Source organism: Candidatus Cloacimonadota bacterium (assembly GCA_019429305.1).
GTDB lineage: Bacteria > Cloacimonadota > Cloacimonadia > Cloacimonadales > JAJBBL01 > JAHYIR01.
This window is the reverse complement of the sequence record JAHYIR010000016.1, coordinates 1-14,910: the sequence shown is the minus strand read 5'-3', so window position 1 is coordinate 14,910 and position 14,910 is coordinate 1. Positions and strand designations below refer to the sequence as shown.

Here is a 14,910-nt window from a genome sequence, read left to right as displayed (position 1 = left end):
CTTGTAAAATAAAATTATAATGAGAACGAATATAGGAGAAAAGTATGTATCAAAAGATATTTGAGAATTACAAACCCACAAAAGATAATCTGATCTATATTTTGCATGACATTCAGGACAAACATCCCCAGCATTATGTCTCAGAAGAAGCAGTTCAAGCCGTATCTGAGTTTTTAAAAATTCCGGCTAATCATATTTATGGTGTTCTGACTTTCTATACTATGTATAGTACTAAACCGAGAGGAAAGTACATCATTAGACTCTGTGAATCACCACCATGTTATTTGAAGGGTTCTAATAATATTTTGAAGAAATTGAAAGACATTTTAAACATCAAGACCGGTGAAACAACAACAGACGGTCTATTTACTCTCGAGTTATGTGCTTGTTTAGGTTTGTGCGGTAATGCTCCGGTAATGATGATCAATGATGATTTCTATGGTGATCTGACAGAAGATAAGGTGAAATCTATTATTGCTAAACTTCGGGAGGCCAAGCTATGAAGTACTTTCGAAGTCATATCTTAGTCGAACTTGATGAATCATCTACCCAAAGAGGTGCAAAAGAAGTACTGGAAGCAATAAAGGAAGAATTAAATGATAGAAATCTATTAGATGAGATCAATGTTTTACAAACGGGATCTCTTGGTTTCTTTAATCAAGGCATATGCTTAGTAATATACCCTGATAACATTGTATATGGCAACATGACTGTCGATATGGTCCCTAAATTGATTGAAGAACATATCGTTAAAGGAAGAATATTAAAAAATCTGGTACTGGACAGGGAAGAAAGAAAAGATATTCCTTTAGAGTATGACAAAAGGATCGTTCTCAGTAATTCTGGAATCATTAATCCGGATAAGATCGAAGACTATTTAGGTTATGGTGGCTATGAAGCGTGGGAAAAAGTCCTGTTAACTATGAAACCGGAAGATGTTGTACAAACAGTAAAAGATTCAAGATTAAGAGGACGCGGTGGAGCAGGATTCCCAGCCGGTCTAAAATGGAGTTTTACCGCCCCGATCCAATCAGACTACAAATGCGTTGTCATCAATGCCGACGAAGGAGAGCCGGGTACTTTTAAAGACAGATTGATCATGGAAGGAGATCCGCATAAATTGCTGGAAGGGACAATGATTGCCGCTTATGCAGTCGCTGCGCATAAGGCATATATCTATATCAGAGGGGAATATAAACTCTGTATTGCCCGCTTGCAGAATGCTATTGATCAAGCTTATGATTATGGGCTGTTGGGTAAGAATATATTCAATTCCGGCTTTGATCTCGATATTTCAATTAAAATCGGTGCCGGTGCCTATGTTTGTGGTGAAGAAACTGCATTGATCGAATCGATGGAAGGAAATCGCGGTAACCCCAGAAGCAAACCACCTTATCCGGGACAACGAGGATATCAATCTGTACCAACAGTGGTGAATAATGTCGAAACGATCGCCAATGTACCTGGTATTATCCTGAACGGAGCTGATTGGTTCTGGAATATTGGAACCGAAGAAAGTCCGGGAACTAAAGTTTTTACTATTTTGGGCGATGTCATGGTGCCTGGTCTCTGTGAAGTTGAGATGGGAACTACTTTACGGACTATTATCGAGAAATATGGTGGTGGTATGAAAAAATCGGGCAAATTCAAAGCTGCCCTTGTTGGTGGAGCTGCCGGTGTTTTTCTTGCAGAAGACATGTTAGATGTAAAAATGGATTTTCATAACCTCGCTGAATACAAGGCAGTTCTTGGCTCCGGAGCAATATTGGTTATGGATGATACAGTTAATATTGCTGATATGTTAGAATCGATCATCCGCTTCTTCCGTCACGAATCATGCGGAAAGTGCATCCCTTGCAGTAATGGTAATGAAAATCTCTATGAATCGATAAAAGCCATAAAAAATGGTAGGACAGATGAAAGTGAACTCGAAAAGATGATATTGTTAGCCAGCACAATGTATCAAACATCTTTCTGTGCTTTGGGACAATCATTACTCCTTGTCGTTAAGAGTGCAATAGAGAATTTTAGAGAAGATTTTCTTTTCTATCTTAACCAAAACAGAGAAGCAGTAAATAAATAAGAGGTGATAAGAAAATGGAAAAATTAATAAATGTCTGGATAGATGGTAATCATGTACAAACAAAAGAAGAAACAACAATAATAGAAGCTGCAGCTGAAATTGGGATCAAGATTCCTTCACTTTGTTATCATAAAGATCTAAAACCTTCTTCTGGTTGTGGGATCTGTATCGTAGAAATTGAAGGGATGGAACTTCCTAAAAGAGCTTGTTGCACCCCTGTTTATGAAGGTATGAAAATCCGTACTAATAGCGTTCAATTGAGAAAATTGAGAAAAAAGCTGCTGGAACTTATTTTAACAGACCATTATGTTGATTGTCTGACCTGTATTGCGAACAATAAATGCGAATTACAAGATCTGGCATATTACATGGGTGTAAAAACCGATGAGATCGCTTCTTTAGTAAAGAAAAAACCGATCGATGATAGTAGCGTTTCTATCATTAGAGATCCTAATAAATGTATCGCCTGTGGTCGTTGTGTGACTGTCTGTAATGATATTCAAACTGTTTATGCCCTGACGCATGTAAATCGTGGTTTTGAAGTAGAGATTAATACACCTTTTAGTAAAGGTATGGCAGATAGTACTTGTATCAACTGTGGTCAGTGTGCAGTTTATTGCCCAACTGCTGCCTTAACCGAAAAAACCGAAACTGATCAAGTTTGGGAAGAACTGTTGAATCCGGAAAAACACGTAGTTATCCAAGCTGCCCCAGCTGTAAGAGCTACTTTAGGTGAAGAGTTCGGTATGGAAGAGGGTACTCTTACAGTGGGTAAAATGTATGCTGCTTTCCGTAAACTTGGTTTTAATGCAATATTCGATACAAACTTTACAGCTGATCTAACAATCATGGAAGAAGGAACTGAATTTGTTAAACGATTTAAAGAAGGGGGAACGCTCCCCTTGATCACTTCTTGCTCACCCGGTTGGATCAAATTCATGGAAACTTATTACTCTGATCTGGCAGATAATGTTTCAACCTGTAAATCACCCCAGCAGATGTTTGGTGCTTTAGTAAAAACCTATTATGCAAAAGAGAAAGATATTGCTCCTCAGGATATTGTGTCGGTCTCTATCATGCCCTGTACGGCTAAGAAATTTGAAGCACGACGACCGGAGATGACAGATTCAGGTTATCAGGATGTTGATTATGTCTTAACTACCCGTGAAATTGCGAGGATGATAAAAGAAGCGGGGATAGATTTTAAGAACTTAGAAGATGATAAAGCCGATGATTTCATGGGTCTTTACACTGGTGCAGCTACTATCTTTGGTACAACCGGTGGAGTTATGGAAGCTGCTTTAAGGTCCGCCTATTTCCTGATCACAGGTAAAAACCTGCCTGATGTCGAGATTCATGCAGTCCGTGGTATGGAAGGTATAAAGGAAGCTGTTGTTGATGTAGAGGGAATAAAGGTTAAGATCGCTGTTGCCCATAGTCTCGGTCAGGCACGGAAGTTGATGGATATTGTGAGAAATCAGATCCAAACAACTGGCAAATCAGGTTATCATTTTATTGAAGTTATGGCTTGTCCCGGCGGTTGTGTTGGCGGTGGAGGACAACCATTCGGCAGTAGCTTGGCTACCAGAGCAAGACGAGGTGAGACTCTTTATAAAGAAGATAAAGCCCTGTCTATTAGATTATCTCATGAGAATCCGGCAGTTGCAGCTCTATATGAAAAGTTTCTCGGCTCTCCCGGATCAGAAATTGCTCATAAACTACTGCATACTAGTTACTATCATAGAGATAAATCTGACGGCAAGATTTTAAAAGAAGCAACTTCTAAACACCATTAAGAAATGATTTCATAAAAGACCGCTTTATGCGGTCTTTTATTTCAGTAAAAAGTTTTATACTTTCTATGGAAGATTTAATCAGAGAATGTGTATTAGATAGTAAAAAATTGCAACAGAACTAAAAATAATGAAAAAAAATAGAGAAAAGAGTTTCATGGATAATGAGTTTTTGGAGCATTTACTCAGCAATAACTTGAAACCTGACACTGAGCTAATCAAAGATATTTTAGCAAAAGCATCTGAGAAAAAGGGTCTTGATCTTAACGAAGTAGCTCTATTGTTGAAATTAGAAGATCCTGAACTTATTAACCAACTCTATCAAACTGCCTATAAGATCAAACAAGAGATTTATGGAAACCGGATCGTTATCTTTGTACCTCTGTATCTCTCTAATGAGTGCTCAAATATTTGCGAATATTGCGGTTTTAGAGCCGATAACAAAGGACTGTTGAGAAGAACACTCTCTATAGAGGAGATCAAGGAAGAGACTAAGATCTTAATAAGTCAAGGACATAAAAGACTATTATTGGTTTATGGTGAACATCCACGTTTCGATGGTAAATGGATAGCTGAAACAGTCAATGCAGTCTATTCGCAAGCGATAACTCATAACAACATCAGAAGGGTAAATATCAATTCAGCCCCTTTATCTATAGAAGACTTCAAGATAGTCAAAGAAGCAGGCATTGGAACATATCAATGTTTTCAAGAGACATACCATCGTGATACCTACAAGAAAATGCATCTGAAAGGGAAGAAGAGAGATTATGATTATCGTCTCTTGACACATGATAAGGCATTTTCTGCCGGTCTTGATGATGTAGGATTGGGGGTACTATTTGGACTCTATGATTGGAGATTTGAACTGCTCGCCTTAATACAGCATTCTCAACATCTGGAAAATAATTATGGAATCGGACCTCATACCATATCCTTCCCACGGATCGAGCCAGCTTTAAATGCTCCGGTGAGTGAATGCCCACCTTTTCAGGTTTCTGATGAAGATCTAAAAATGATTGTTGCTGTCTTAAGGATAGCAATCCCTTACACTGGTATAATTCTAACAACAAGAGAAAACATAGCTCTTCGAAACATACTATTAAAATTGGGGGTATCGCAAATATCTGCCGGATCAAAAACATATCCGGGAGCATATCATGATGAGATAAATCACCAACCGGATAAGCAACAATTTACAATCGGTGATACCCGTTCTCTTGATGAAGTTATAAAAGATCTCAGCAACCAAGGATTTATCCCTTCCTTTTGTACCTCTTGTTATCGAAAAGGTCGAACCGGATATAAATTCATGAACTACGCTAAACCTGGTAATATTCACAAATTCTGCCAACCAAACGCTATTTTGACTTATCTTGAGTATATACTTGATTTTGCATCTCCTGAAACTAAACAGATTGGATTAAACCTCATTAAGAAAGAAATTGCCGGTTATAAAGACTCTAAATACCGGAAATTCCTGCTTGATCAATACGACAGAATTATTAATGGTGAACGAGATTTGATACAATAATAATATGAAAAAAACACCAGTTTCTATGCGACCCCATATTGGGATCTTTGGGAAAAGAAATGTCGGCAAGTCCTCTTTGATCAACGCCTTGACCAATCAAGAGACAGCTATTGTGTCTAATATTGCTGGGACTACTACTGATCCTGTAGGAAAAGCAATGGAAATCCTTCCCTTAGGTCCGGTCTTCATTATAGATACAGCTGGTCTGGATGATATTGGAGAACTTGGCGAAAAGAGAGTAAAAAAAACCATAGCTACTCTGAAAAGAACCGACTTAGTTATTCTGGTCACTACTTACAGTGATTTTGATGAAGTAGAAAAAGAATTTCTGAGTTATAATAAGAATGCGATAGTGGTGTTAAACAAATCAGATGTAGATCATAGTTCGGAAATAGCAAATAATACAGAACAATTTTTATCTGAGAGCAGTATAGATTTTATAAGAGTCTCAGCAAAGACAGGGTTTAATATACCTGAACTTCGGTTAATGATTGCTCAAAAAGTCCCTGAAGTAATTAGTTCTGATATTATTCTGCGAGACTTAATCAAACCTCACGATATAGTTATTCACATCATACCTATTGATTCGGCAGCTCCTAAAGGGCGAATTATACTACCACAAGAGCAAGCTTTGAGAGAAACATTAGACAACCACTCTCTATCAATATGTATTCAGCCGGAAGAATTATCTTTAACGCTTGATCTTTTAAAAGTAAAACCCAAGCTGATAATTACCGATTCACAAGCTATAGGACTTATCTCAAAAAACACTCCAGAAGATACTTTGCTAACTACTTATTCTATCCTTTTCTCGAGATTGAAAGGTGAACTAAATCCCTTTATTGATGGACTAACCGTTCTCAAAGAACTGCAATCAGGAGATAAAGTGCTCATCGCTGAAGCGTGCACTCATCACAGCCAGCCGGACGATATCGGAAGAGTTAAAATACCACATTGGTTAGATCAATATACGGGAAAGAAACTCCAGTATATTATTAATGCCGGCAAGATGATTCATCAGGATCTGGAGAACATCAAGTTGATCATTCAATGTGGCGGCTGTATGATAAACAGAAAAGAGATGCTTCATAGAATAAAAACAGCTTCTGAAAATAATATTCCCATTACGAATTATGGAATACTAATATCACATATTCATGACTCATTGAGTAGAACATTAAAACCTTTTCCTGATAGTTATCGTAAATATGTAAAACTATTCTCATCTTTTAATACTTCAGATTAATCAAGCGGTATGTTAAAAATTTGCTTGACTCAAGAATCAAGCAGTAGTATATTATTGATTAGAAATAAGATATGAAGTGATAGTCTTTTTTCTATAAGCAGAAGATATCACTACATGAAACTAATAAGATAAAGCACCGTTAAGAGAGGTGAATGAGGTGAAGATGAACGAAAAAGATTTAATCCTCAAAGCACAATATGATGTGTCAGCATTTGAGTGTCTGTATGATAAGTACTTCTTACAGATATACAAATTTGTAATGCTGAGAGTAAAAAACAGAGATATTGCTCATGATATCGTATCAGATGTCTTCTATAAGGCGATGAGTAAATTACATCTCTTCAAATGGCGTTCAATACCTTTTTCTTCATGGCTATACAGAATTGCTGTGAATGAGATAAGTAACCATTACCGGCGAGAAAAGAAGAAACATAAATTAGTAGGAGAACTGTTGATAGAAAAAGACACTTTTGAATCTCCACCAGAGATGGAAGAAACAATGAATTACGAATTCCTTGGTGAATATATCAAGAAATTACCCCAGAGAGATCAGGATGTCATCGTATTACGGTACTTCGAAAAGAAGAGTTTTCAAGAAATATCGCAAATTATCGGTAAGAAAGAGGGTTACATTAGAGTTATCTTACATAGAGCATTAAAAAAATTAGAACAAACTCTACCAAAAGAGGTCTTGGAATATGTCGGTCGAAAAGTATCTTGAGAATATTGAAACTCCGGAAATTGATCCGGGTCCTTTCTCTGTCAGATTGAAATACAATCTGAAAAACTATTTGTACGAGAGAAGAAGAAAGAGAGAGACCTTTCTCAAATTGACGAGTAATGTTGGTATCTTTTTATTTATTATGACATCAATTATGATTTACAAACCTGATTTAGCTGCGTCATTGCATGATAATCTACTTTGCAAAACAGGTATTATTTCTACTGGTCAGATAGACGAAGAACAATTGATGGCTGAAAGACGACAAGCAGAGATTGATTTACCAGAGGAAGGGACTTATCTAGGATGGCGATATTATACATCATCTTCCATGAATTCTAGTAGTCCTTACCAAATAATGGAGTTATCAGACCTACCGGAAGAAACACCCTATGTTATCCGAAAAGTGAGAGATAGAAATAACCGTTATGTTTATATAGTTAGTGAGATGGAGGCTAATCAGAACAGTCGTCATTCACTTTATTAATTCGAGCAACACTTCAATGGCTAAAACACTTCAATTATTATCTATATTATTATTGCTGCTTATTGCATCTACACTTTATTCAACAAACAATGCTTATTTAGGTGTTTATCTTGAAGATTTAACAGAGTTAGAGAGAAGAGACCTACAACTGGATAATGGTGTTCGTATCAATATGGTAATTGCCGGTTCACCGGCTGATGAAAACGGACTAATGCCCAATGATATCATTGTCAAAATCAATGATATGCCGATTACTTCTCAAGACCAAGTTCGAACGATTATTCAGTATGCTAATCCGGGTGATATACTCAAAATCTATGTCTTTTCTGCCGGTCATAACAAAGTCTTAGAAGTGACATTAGGTAATCTGCAAACAGCAGATACATCCAGAATCAAATTTATAGATACAAAAACAAAACATATAGGGGTTAAGTTTCAGCACCTTACCGACCAATTAAAGGATTTCTTTCAGATAAAACATGGAGTTCTTATCGTTGAAGTTTTTCCTGATTCTCCAGCAGAGCAAGCAGGTTTGAAAGCCGGTGATGTAATTGTTATGGTTGAAAGAAAACCAATCTACTCGATCAGAGATATCAAAGAGATAATTAAGAGTAAGAAAGCAGGCGAGATTATTGTTATTGACTTCGTCAGAAACGGAACAAACCATCAAACTAAGGTTGTTGTAGTAGAAGCTGACGAATTTTTTAGTCTGGATATGAGCAATGAAATTATCATCCTTGGGAAACAAGAATTTGATATTTCCGATATTAATAGATGGCTCGATTCGGTATTCTCCGATACAGAACGTAAAGAAATGGAAAGAAGAATAAAGATGTTACAAGAAGAAATCAACCAAATACAAAGAAAACTCCAAGAAGAAAAGTAATTTAATTATATCCTCTATTTGTCCTCTTTTTTATCCCTCATCGAGTTAAACACATTATCAAACAGCTGTCCTTCACTTCCGCTTATTTCAAAGAGTGTAATACCTAACTTGTAGAGTTTGTCGACTATTTTTAAGGCATCAGAATAGCGATTGTACATGATAAATATTTTTACCAGATCATAATATGCACCATAAAAGGGGGGATATTTTTCTATACTCCTCAGAAGAATCTCAATTGCTTTATCTGTTTTACCGATCTTTTCACAGGTCAGAGCATACATCCGATAATATGTCGGTGTATCTGATACCGTTTCTTCAACATCCATAAAATCGACATAAGCTTTTAACCATTGACGGGTATGGAAAAACGCCGTTCCTCTGATAAACGTTAATTCATTGACCTTCCCAAAGATCTTTTGGGCAGTCTCGACTAATTCAAATACCTTCTGAAACCGTTCGTATTCCAGATAAAGTTTTCCCAATAAAACATACGGCTTTTCCGAATAGTTGCTATAAATGATCAGATCTTCCAGTAGTTCAATAGCTTTGTAACCCTTGTTCAATTTATATAAGGCAACACACTTATTATAAGTTGCTTCAGGAATGATCTCTGATATCATATCAAAATAATGCTCTGCTAACTCGAAATCTCTATTGATGAGATGACAGTAAGCGAGTTTAAATATTACATCTGCATTGCGGAAATCTAAGTCTAATGCTTGTTTATAATATCCGGCTGCTTGTTCAAAGGCATCTTTATAGAAATAGAGGTTACCCAATTCGTCGAATAACCTCATTTCTTGAGGATAAAGTTGAATGGCTTCTTGCAAAGTTTGAGTAGCTTTTATCCAATTCGTTTCTGCCTCATACTTAGCTTGCCAGATCATTCTCTCAAGTTCTTTCTTCATAAAGATATCCTAACAGAGAAATAATTTCCTTGTGATTAGTTGAGTTGTTGAGTAAATTACGAATTCTACTTCCTCCTTTAAAGCCTTTAGTATAATGGCAATAATGAGTTCGCATCTCTTTTATTGCACGTGATTCATCATTCTCAAGAAGTGATAACTCCACATGCTTTTTGATTATCTCATACTTTTCCTTATAAGATAATTTGAAATAACTGCCTGTCAATAGGTAAGATTTAATTTCATTGAACAACCAAGGTCTTCCTAATACACCACGACCAATCATAATCGAATCGCACTTTGTAGTTTCAAACATATTAACTGCATCAGCAAATGATGTAATATCACCATTGCCAACTACCGGAATTGTAACCGTTTCTTTTACACGAGTAATCACTGACCAGTCACTTTTTCCCGAATATAGTTGGGTACGGGTTCGTGGATGTACTATTATTATATCAGCCCCGGCATTTTCTAACAATTGAGCAAACTCCACTGCCACTATATTGTTCTGATCCCAACCGGACCTGATTTTAACAGATAATGGGATTCCGGTTTCTTGGAGTTCATTCTTAATAGCTTGCACAATATCATAAGCGAGTGAACTATCTCTCATAAGAGCTGATCCTGCACCGCGATTGACAACTTTCTTAACCGGACACCCCATATTTATATCTATGAAATCGGGATTTAAAGATATCAATAATCGGCAAGCTTGTGCCATAACTTCCGGTTTGGAGCCGAACAATTGGATACCAATAGGTCTCTCTGCTTCACTAAATAAAGCATAGCGTAAACTTCTTTTATAATCATAGACTAAACCGTCGGAGCTGACCATTTCAGAGACTACGACATCTGCCCCATTCTGCTTACAGATCAGACGAAAAGCTTTATCCGTCAATCCCGCTAAAGGGGCTAACCAGAGTTTTTGTTTAGTTAATTTTGTTATAGAAGACATTAGGTTAAGATATCTCTGTTCAAAAAATACAGGCAAATACTGGTAGCTACTGCTACATTCAATGATTCAATTCCACCAGCCATGGGAATAGTTATCATCTTATCGGCAATCTGAACTAATTCCTCATTTATACCTGTCGCCTCAGAACCAACTACCAATACATAGGGGTGTTCATTTGATTCAATATCGTAAATTGAAACTCCCTTGCTTAAACTTGTAATGATCACTTTATTAGGAATTCCCTTCAGATATTGATAATCACTGATCATGCTTGGAAGAGCGAATACTGTACCCATAGATGCTCTTACTACTTTCGGGTTATAAATGTCACAGCACTCGGGAGATAGTATTATGCCGTCTATCAAAGCAGCTTTTGCCACTCGAAAAATTGTCCCTAAATTACCAGGATTAGAAACTCTATCGATAAATAATAACCGCTCATTATCCACAAACTCTGGTGTTTTCATTTCTACCAAGGCAATGAGACTTTGTGGAGTTTCAGCAGATGATAACTGTTTTAGTTGAAAATCTTTGGCAATAAATACACTCTCTGAAGATATTTGAGAAATAATGTCGCTATAATGTTCAATCTCTTCCTCAGTGCAGTAAATTTCCAGAAGAGGGATCTGATAAGTTGATAACTGCTTTATGGTCCTGATACCTTCTACTAACAGCAGTTTTCTCTGATCACGGTATTTCTTCATAAGTAGTTTCTTTAACTCTTTGCTTTTCTCTTTGGATAAATACTGCATATTAACTCCTTGCTCGTTTAGAACTCATTCTCAATATTATCATTGACAAATCGTGCAATGCTATGATAATAAATCAAGATAAAGGACAAAATCCGTCAATAGTTTTAGGAGGTTGTATGCGTATCTTGATAGATAATACTATCTTCGTAATGGTTGATATACAACAAAAGTTTCAACCTCATATCAATGATATAGATCAAGTAATTAAAAAAGCTGCCATACTCAATAAAGCTACTGAAATATTGGGTTTACCGCTCATTGTAACAGAACAGAACCCCAAAGGATTAGGCCAAACCATTGATGAGATCTATCTACCTCAACAATATGAGAGATTTGAGAAAACAAAATTTAGTATCTTGGATGATGAAATCGAAGCTTACATCCGAACAATGAAGAAAGATACCCTAATACTATACGGCATAGAAGCACATATCTGTATTATGCAGTCAGTAATCGAAGCCCTTACTAAGGAGTTTATTCCAGTTGTTGTTGAAGATGCTGTCTCCTCAATATCTTTACGTAATAAACAGATCGCTCTTGATCGCATTATCAGAGAAGGTGGTATAGTAGTATCAACTGAAATGCTTCTCTTTGAGCTTATTAAAGATGCCATCCATCCTGATTTTAAATCAATCAGTAAACTCATTAGACATGGTGTTTAAATCAATTTGATGATAGTTATTTTATGGGAGGTGTTTGATGAAATCAATTTGTAAACCGGTAGTAGCGGGTAGTTTTTACTCTAGTAATCCTGATATATTAAAAAAGGAAATTCAGGGTTATATAGATAATATTACTGACTCTATGCCTGACAACTTGGTTGATATTTTAGGTGTTATATCTCCACATGCGGGATATATCTACTCTGGACAATGTGCTGCCTACTCTTATAAAGCTCTGAAGAGTAAGGATTTTAATACTGCAGTAATTATAGCTCCTTCACATCAAAGTGGAGATTTTTACTACTCGGTGGGAGATTATGATTCGTGCGAAACCCCTTTAGGAGAAGTAGAAGTTGATCGTGATCTTGTAAAAAAAATGCTCAGTGATTCAAAATTCGTCTTTTATCATTATGCTCACTCTCGGGAACACTCTCTGGAAGTTCAACTCCCTTTTTTACAGATAATAAACCCCCAAGCAAAAATTTTACCTATCTTGATTGGTTATCAATACGATCAGAGCAGTTTATATCTTAGTCAAAAACTTGCCGAACTCTTTAAAGATAAAATGGATAAAACGGTTTTCATTATCAGTTCTGATCTTTCACATTATCATAGCCATACTCAAGCTGAACAGATGGATAAAAGATTAGCCGAAGCAATAGAAAAACTTGAAATAGAAACGGTTGACCAACTTGTCAAAGAAAGGAAAAGTGAAGCATGTGGTTTTGGGGGTATTTTGACGATAATGAATCTAACCAAGCTGCTCAACTACACTAAAGTAAAAACCTTAAAATATATGCATTCCGGCACTACGAGCGGGGATTATAACCATGTGGTTGGTTATTTATCGACACTATTTTATAAGTAACAAAAAAAAAGGTGAGAAGTCATGTTAACTGAAGAGCAAAAGAAATTTTTACTCAGATTAGCAAGGGAATCTATATTGGCACATCTGGAAAGGAGAGAGATAGCTCTTAAAGATCCAACTGATCAGATCCTTAAGGAAAAAAGAGGTGCGTTTGTTACTCTACATAAAAAAGATGCCTTAAGGGGTTGTATTGGATACATAAAACCTTATAAACCACTCTTACAAACAATAAAAGAGATGGCTCGAGCAGCTGCCTTTCAAGACCCTCGTTTCCCATCAGTAACTCTAAAAGAAATAGATGATATTTACATAGAGATTTCAATTCTCTCGGAATTGATCCCTGTCAGCAAGGAAGAATTGGACGATATAACTGTAGGAAGAGATGGTCTATATATTGAAGGACTTTATGGATCAGGACTTCTGCTACCGCAGGTTGCAGTGGAGTGGAACTGGGACAGGGAAACATTCTTGAAAGAGACTTGTCATAAAGCCGGACTATCTGCTAACAGCTATCTTGACCCTAAATATCAAGTTTACCGCTTTACAGCCGAGATTTTTTCAGAAGAAAAGTGAATTTTATTGACATTACTGAAGTCTGAAAAATATTGACCAACAGCTAAAGCTGTGCGGGAATAGCTCAGTGGTAGAGCGCTACCTTGCCAAGGTAGATGTCGCGGGTTCGACCCCCGTTTCCCGCTCCATTTTTTTTGGCGACATCGCCAAGCGGTAAGGCAAGGGTCTGCAAAATCCTCATCCCCGGTTCGAATCCGGGTGTCGCCTCCAAGGCATTTCGCCGGAGTGGTGGAATTGGTAGACACAAGGGACTTAAAATCCCTCGAGCTTCCAGCTCGTGCCGGTTCGAGTCCGGCCTCTGGTACCATAAATCAACAGTCTGATTGAATATCAGTCAGACTGTTTTTTTCTATTTGAAAGATGATATAAACATTCAGAATTTATAGGACAGTTATCACAGAGCGGTTTTCTTCTGCAAAATGATTTACAATGCTGTACAATCAAGGCATGGTATTCGTTATAGAGATCACTTTCCTTAGTGAGCTGATTCATAAATAAACTTTGATAATATGAATAGTTTTTACCGGAAGATATGCAGAAAAACCTATTTAACAATCTGATAGTATAGGTATCTATCACAAACACAGGAATATGAAAGGCGTAGAGAAGAATTGAATCTGCTGTTTCCGGACCAATCCCTTTAATAGCGAGTAAATATCTTCTTGCTTCCTCAAATGTCAATGAAGCAGGTTGCCAATCTTTAAGGAAGTGAGCACAATTCTGTAACCTATCAGCTTTAAGATTATAATATCCGCTTGGCTTGATTAGTTCAGATATAGTTGCTTTTGAAGCAGATGCTAATTTGTGCAAAGAACACAGGTTATTCTTCTTTAGATTTTGCAGAGCACGAGTAACATTTAACCAGTTTGTATTCTGAGTCAGTATCGCTCCGATAATGACCTCTTCCCTATCATCGGCAGGCCACCATTGTTGGTTACCATAACAGGAAAAGAGTTTATGATAAATGTCTGTTAATTCATTAGCTGAAGGGATCTTTTCTGAACCAGATTTACTCATAATTTGCCGGAAAGAGTATTCTCTCGGTCATTTCGATTATAATATGGAGGATAATCATGTGTACCTCTTGGATGCGATCGGTGGTTTTGCCTGCCACTATCAATTCCACATCGACCAACTCCTTCATTTTACCACCATCTTTACCTAATAATCCGATAGTAAACAATCCCAAATTATGCGCTTTTTCAACTGCTCTGATGACGTTTTCAGAGTTACCGCTGGTAGAGATAGCTATCAGGATATCCCCCTCTGTCCCGTATGCTTCAACTCCTCTGGCAAAAACTTCACTAAATCCGTAATCGTTAGCAACACAAGTTATATGGCTGGAATCGGAAATAGCTATAACAGGTAATGGTTGTCTATCTTTTCTATATCTTCCGGTAAACTCTTCGGCAAAATGAATGGCATCACAGTTACTCCCGCCC

Annotated in this window: 16 protein-coding genes and 3 tRNA genes; 14 read left to right on the top strand and 5 right to left on the bottom strand. The window is 37.0% G+C overall.

Annotated elements, in window-relative coordinates; all coding sequences use genetic code 11:
* The first annotated feature begins 44 nt into the window (after window positions 1–44).
* The 8 genes from nuoE to K0B81_06935 all read left to right on the top strand — a co-directional run bounded on the left by nuoE (window position 45) and on the right by K0B81_06935 (window position 8,750).
* Window positions 45–503 (top strand): NADH-quinone oxidoreductase subunit NuoE, encoded by a 459-nt coding sequence (gene nuoE / locus K0B81_06970; GenBank protein ID MBW6516338.1) that lies wholly within the window; start codon window positions 45–47, stop codon window positions 501–503.
* Window positions 500–2,083: an NADH-quinone oxidoreductase subunit NuoF gene (nuoF, locus tag K0B81_06965; GenBank protein ID MBW6516337.1), complete on the top strand. Its 1,584-nt coding sequence runs from the start codon at window positions 500–502 to the stop codon at window positions 2,081–2,083. The genes nuoE and nuoF overlap by 4 nt, the downstream gene beginning before the upstream one ends.
* Window positions 2,084–2,097: 14 nt before the next feature.
* Entirely contained in the window at window positions 2,098–3,879 is a 1,782-nt protein-coding gene (locus K0B81_06960) for a [FeFe] hydrogenase, group A (GenBank protein ID MBW6516336.1), read from the top strand.
* Between the two features lie 127 nt (window positions 3,880–4,006).
* On the top strand, window positions 4,007–5,410 hold the full coding sequence (gene hydG / locus K0B81_06955; protein MBW6516335.1) for a [FeFe] hydrogenase H-cluster radical SAM maturase HydG: 1,404 nt from the start codon (window positions 4,007–4,009) through the stop codon (window positions 5,408–5,410).
* Window positions 5,411–5,414: 4 nt separating this feature from the next.
* On the top strand, window positions 5,415–6,656 hold the full coding sequence (gene hydF, locus K0B81_06950; GenBank protein MBW6516334.1) for a [FeFe] hydrogenase H-cluster maturation GTPase HydF: 1,242 nt from the start codon (window positions 5,415–5,417) through the stop codon (window positions 6,654–6,656).
* 163 nt (window positions 6,657–6,819) lie between these two features.
* Window positions 6,820–7,377 carry a sigma-70 family RNA polymerase sigma factor gene (locus tag K0B81_06945; protein MBW6516333.1) on the top strand — a complete coding sequence of 186 codons (558 nt, stop codon included), beginning with the start codon at window positions 6,820–6,822 and terminating at the stop codon, window positions 7,375–7,377.
* A complete protein-coding gene (locus K0B81_06940; protein ID MBW6516332.1) occupies window positions 7,355–7,864 on the top strand; it encodes a hypothetical protein in 510 nt (169 codons plus the stop codon). Before K0B81_06945 ends, K0B81_06940 begins: the two co-directional genes overlap by 23 nt.
* A 16-nt stretch (window positions 7,865–7,880) precedes the next feature.
* Window positions 7,881–8,750 (top strand): PDZ domain-containing protein, encoded by an 870-nt coding sequence (locus tag K0B81_06935; protein MBW6516331.1) that lies wholly within the window; start codon window positions 7,881–7,883, stop codon window positions 8,748–8,750.
* Window positions 8,751–8,764: 14 nt separating this feature from the next.
* On the opposite strand, the gene K0B81_06930 is transcribed toward K0B81_06935, so the two are convergent.
* Genes K0B81_06930 through K0B81_06920 form a run of 3 tightly spaced genes read right to left on the bottom strand, consistent with a single transcriptional unit; the run spans window position 8,765 to window position 11,365 of the window.
* Window positions 8,765–9,658: a hypothetical protein gene (locus K0B81_06930; protein MBW6516330.1), complete on the bottom strand. Its 894-nt coding sequence runs from the start codon at window positions 9,656–9,658 to the stop codon at window positions 8,765–8,767.
* Window positions 9,642–10,613, bottom strand: a complete 972-nt coding sequence (gene dusB, locus K0B81_06925) for a tRNA dihydrouridine synthase DusB (GenBank protein ID MBW6516329.1) — start codon at window positions 10,611–10,613, stop codon at window positions 9,642–9,644. The genes K0B81_06930 and dusB overlap by 17 nt, the downstream gene beginning before the upstream one ends.
* Entirely contained in the window at window positions 10,613–11,365 is a 753-nt protein-coding gene (locus tag K0B81_06920) for an RNA methyltransferase (GenBank protein ID MBW6516328.1), read from the bottom strand. Before K0B81_06920 ends, dusB begins: the two co-directional genes overlap by 1 nt.
* Before the next feature lie 116 nt (window positions 11,366–11,481).
* Here K0B81_06920 and K0B81_06915 point away from each other — a divergent pair, with 116 nt between their 5' ends.
* The 6 genes from K0B81_06915 to K0B81_06890 all read left to right on the top strand — a co-directional run bounded on the left by K0B81_06915 (window position 11,482) and on the right by K0B81_06890 (window position 13,775).
* Window positions 11,482–12,027, top strand: a complete 546-nt coding sequence (locus tag K0B81_06915) for an isochorismatase family protein (protein ID MBW6516327.1) — start codon at window positions 11,482–11,484, stop codon at window positions 12,025–12,027.
* Window positions 12,028–12,064: 37 nt separating this feature from the next.
* The gene (gene amrB / locus K0B81_06910; GenBank protein ID MBW6516326.1) at window positions 12,065–12,895 is read left to right on the top strand and encodes an AmmeMemoRadiSam system protein B; all 831 of its coding nucleotides are present in this window, start codon (window positions 12,065–12,067) and stop codon (window positions 12,893–12,895) included.
* 21 nt (window positions 12,896–12,916) lie between these two features.
* Window positions 12,917–13,468: an AmmeMemoRadiSam system protein A gene (gene amrA / locus K0B81_06905; GenBank protein MBW6516325.1), complete on the top strand. Its 552-nt coding sequence runs from the start codon at window positions 12,917–12,919 to the stop codon at window positions 13,466–13,468.
* Window positions 13,469–13,521: 53 nt separating this feature from the next.
* Window positions 13,522–13,596 (top strand) — tRNA-Gly (locus K0B81_06900).
* An 8-nt stretch (window positions 13,597–13,604) separates the two neighbouring features.
* Window positions 13,605–13,678, top strand: a tRNA-Cys gene (locus K0B81_06895).
* Window positions 13,679–13,687: 9 nt separating this feature from the next.
* A tRNA-Leu gene (locus K0B81_06890) sits at window positions 13,688–13,775 on the top strand.
* Window positions 13,776–13,798: 23 nt separating this feature from the next.
* Here the strand turns inward: K0B81_06890 and K0B81_06885 are convergent.
* Both K0B81_06885 and K0B81_06880 read right to left on the bottom strand, forming a co-directional pair.
* Entirely contained in the window at window positions 13,799–14,485 is a 687-nt protein-coding gene (locus K0B81_06885; protein ID MBW6516324.1) for an endonuclease III domain-containing protein, read from the bottom strand.
* On the bottom strand, window positions 14,478–14,910 hold a 433-nt coding region (locus K0B81_06880; protein ID MBW6516323.1), incomplete at its 5' end, for an SIS domain-containing protein. The genes K0B81_06885 and K0B81_06880, both read right to left, overlap by 8 nt.

Coding starts and splice junctions, on each gene's coding strand:
- nuoF (MBW6516337.1), top strand. CDS start 500: ATGAAGTACTTTCGAAGTCATATCTTAGTCGAACTTGATGAATCATCT.
- K0B81_06960 (MBW6516336.1), top strand. CDS start 2,098: ATGGAAAAATTAATAAATGTCTGGATAGATGGTAATCATGTACAAACA.
- K0B81_06885 (MBW6516324.1), bottom strand. CDS start 14,485: ATGAGTAAATCTGGTTCAGAAAAGATCCCTTCAGCTAATGAATTAACA.
- K0B81_06930 (MBW6516330.1), bottom strand. CDS start 9,658: ATGAAGAAAGAACTTGAGAGAATGATCTGGCAAGCTAAGTATGAGGCA.
- dusB (MBW6516329.1), bottom strand. CDS start 10,613: ATGTCTTCTATAACAAAATTAACTAAACAAAAACTCTGGTTAGCCCCT.
- K0B81_06915 (MBW6516327.1), top strand. CDS start 11,482: ATGCGTATCTTGATAGATAATACTATCTTCGTAATGGTTGATATACAA.
- K0B81_06940 (MBW6516332.1), top strand. CDS start 7,355: ATGTCGGTCGAAAAGTATCTTGAGAATATTGAAACTCCGGAAATTGAT.
- amrA (MBW6516325.1), top strand. CDS start 12,917: ATGTTAACTGAAGAGCAAAAGAAATTTTTACTCAGATTAGCAAGGGAA.
- nuoE (MBW6516338.1), top strand. CDS start 45: ATGTATCAAAAGATATTTGAGAATTACAAACCCACAAAAGATAATCTG.
- hydG (MBW6516335.1), top strand. CDS start 4,007: ATGAAAAAAAATAGAGAAAAGAGTTTCATGGATAATGAGTTTTTGGAG.
- K0B81_06945 (MBW6516333.1), top strand. CDS start 6,820: ATGAACGAAAAAGATTTAATCCTCAAAGCACAATATGATGTGTCAGCA.
- amrB (MBW6516326.1), top strand. CDS start 12,065: ATGAAATCAATTTGTAAACCGGTAGTAGCGGGTAGTTTTTACTCTAGT.
- hydF (MBW6516334.1), top strand. CDS start 5,415: ATGAAAAAAACACCAGTTTCTATGCGACCCCATATTGGGATCTTTGGG.
- K0B81_06935 (MBW6516331.1), top strand. CDS start 7,881: ATGGCTAAAACACTTCAATTATTATCTATATTATTATTGCTGCTTATT.
- K0B81_06920 (MBW6516328.1), bottom strand. CDS start 11,365: ATGCAGTATTTATCCAAAGAGAAAAGCAAAGAGTTAAAGAAACTACTT.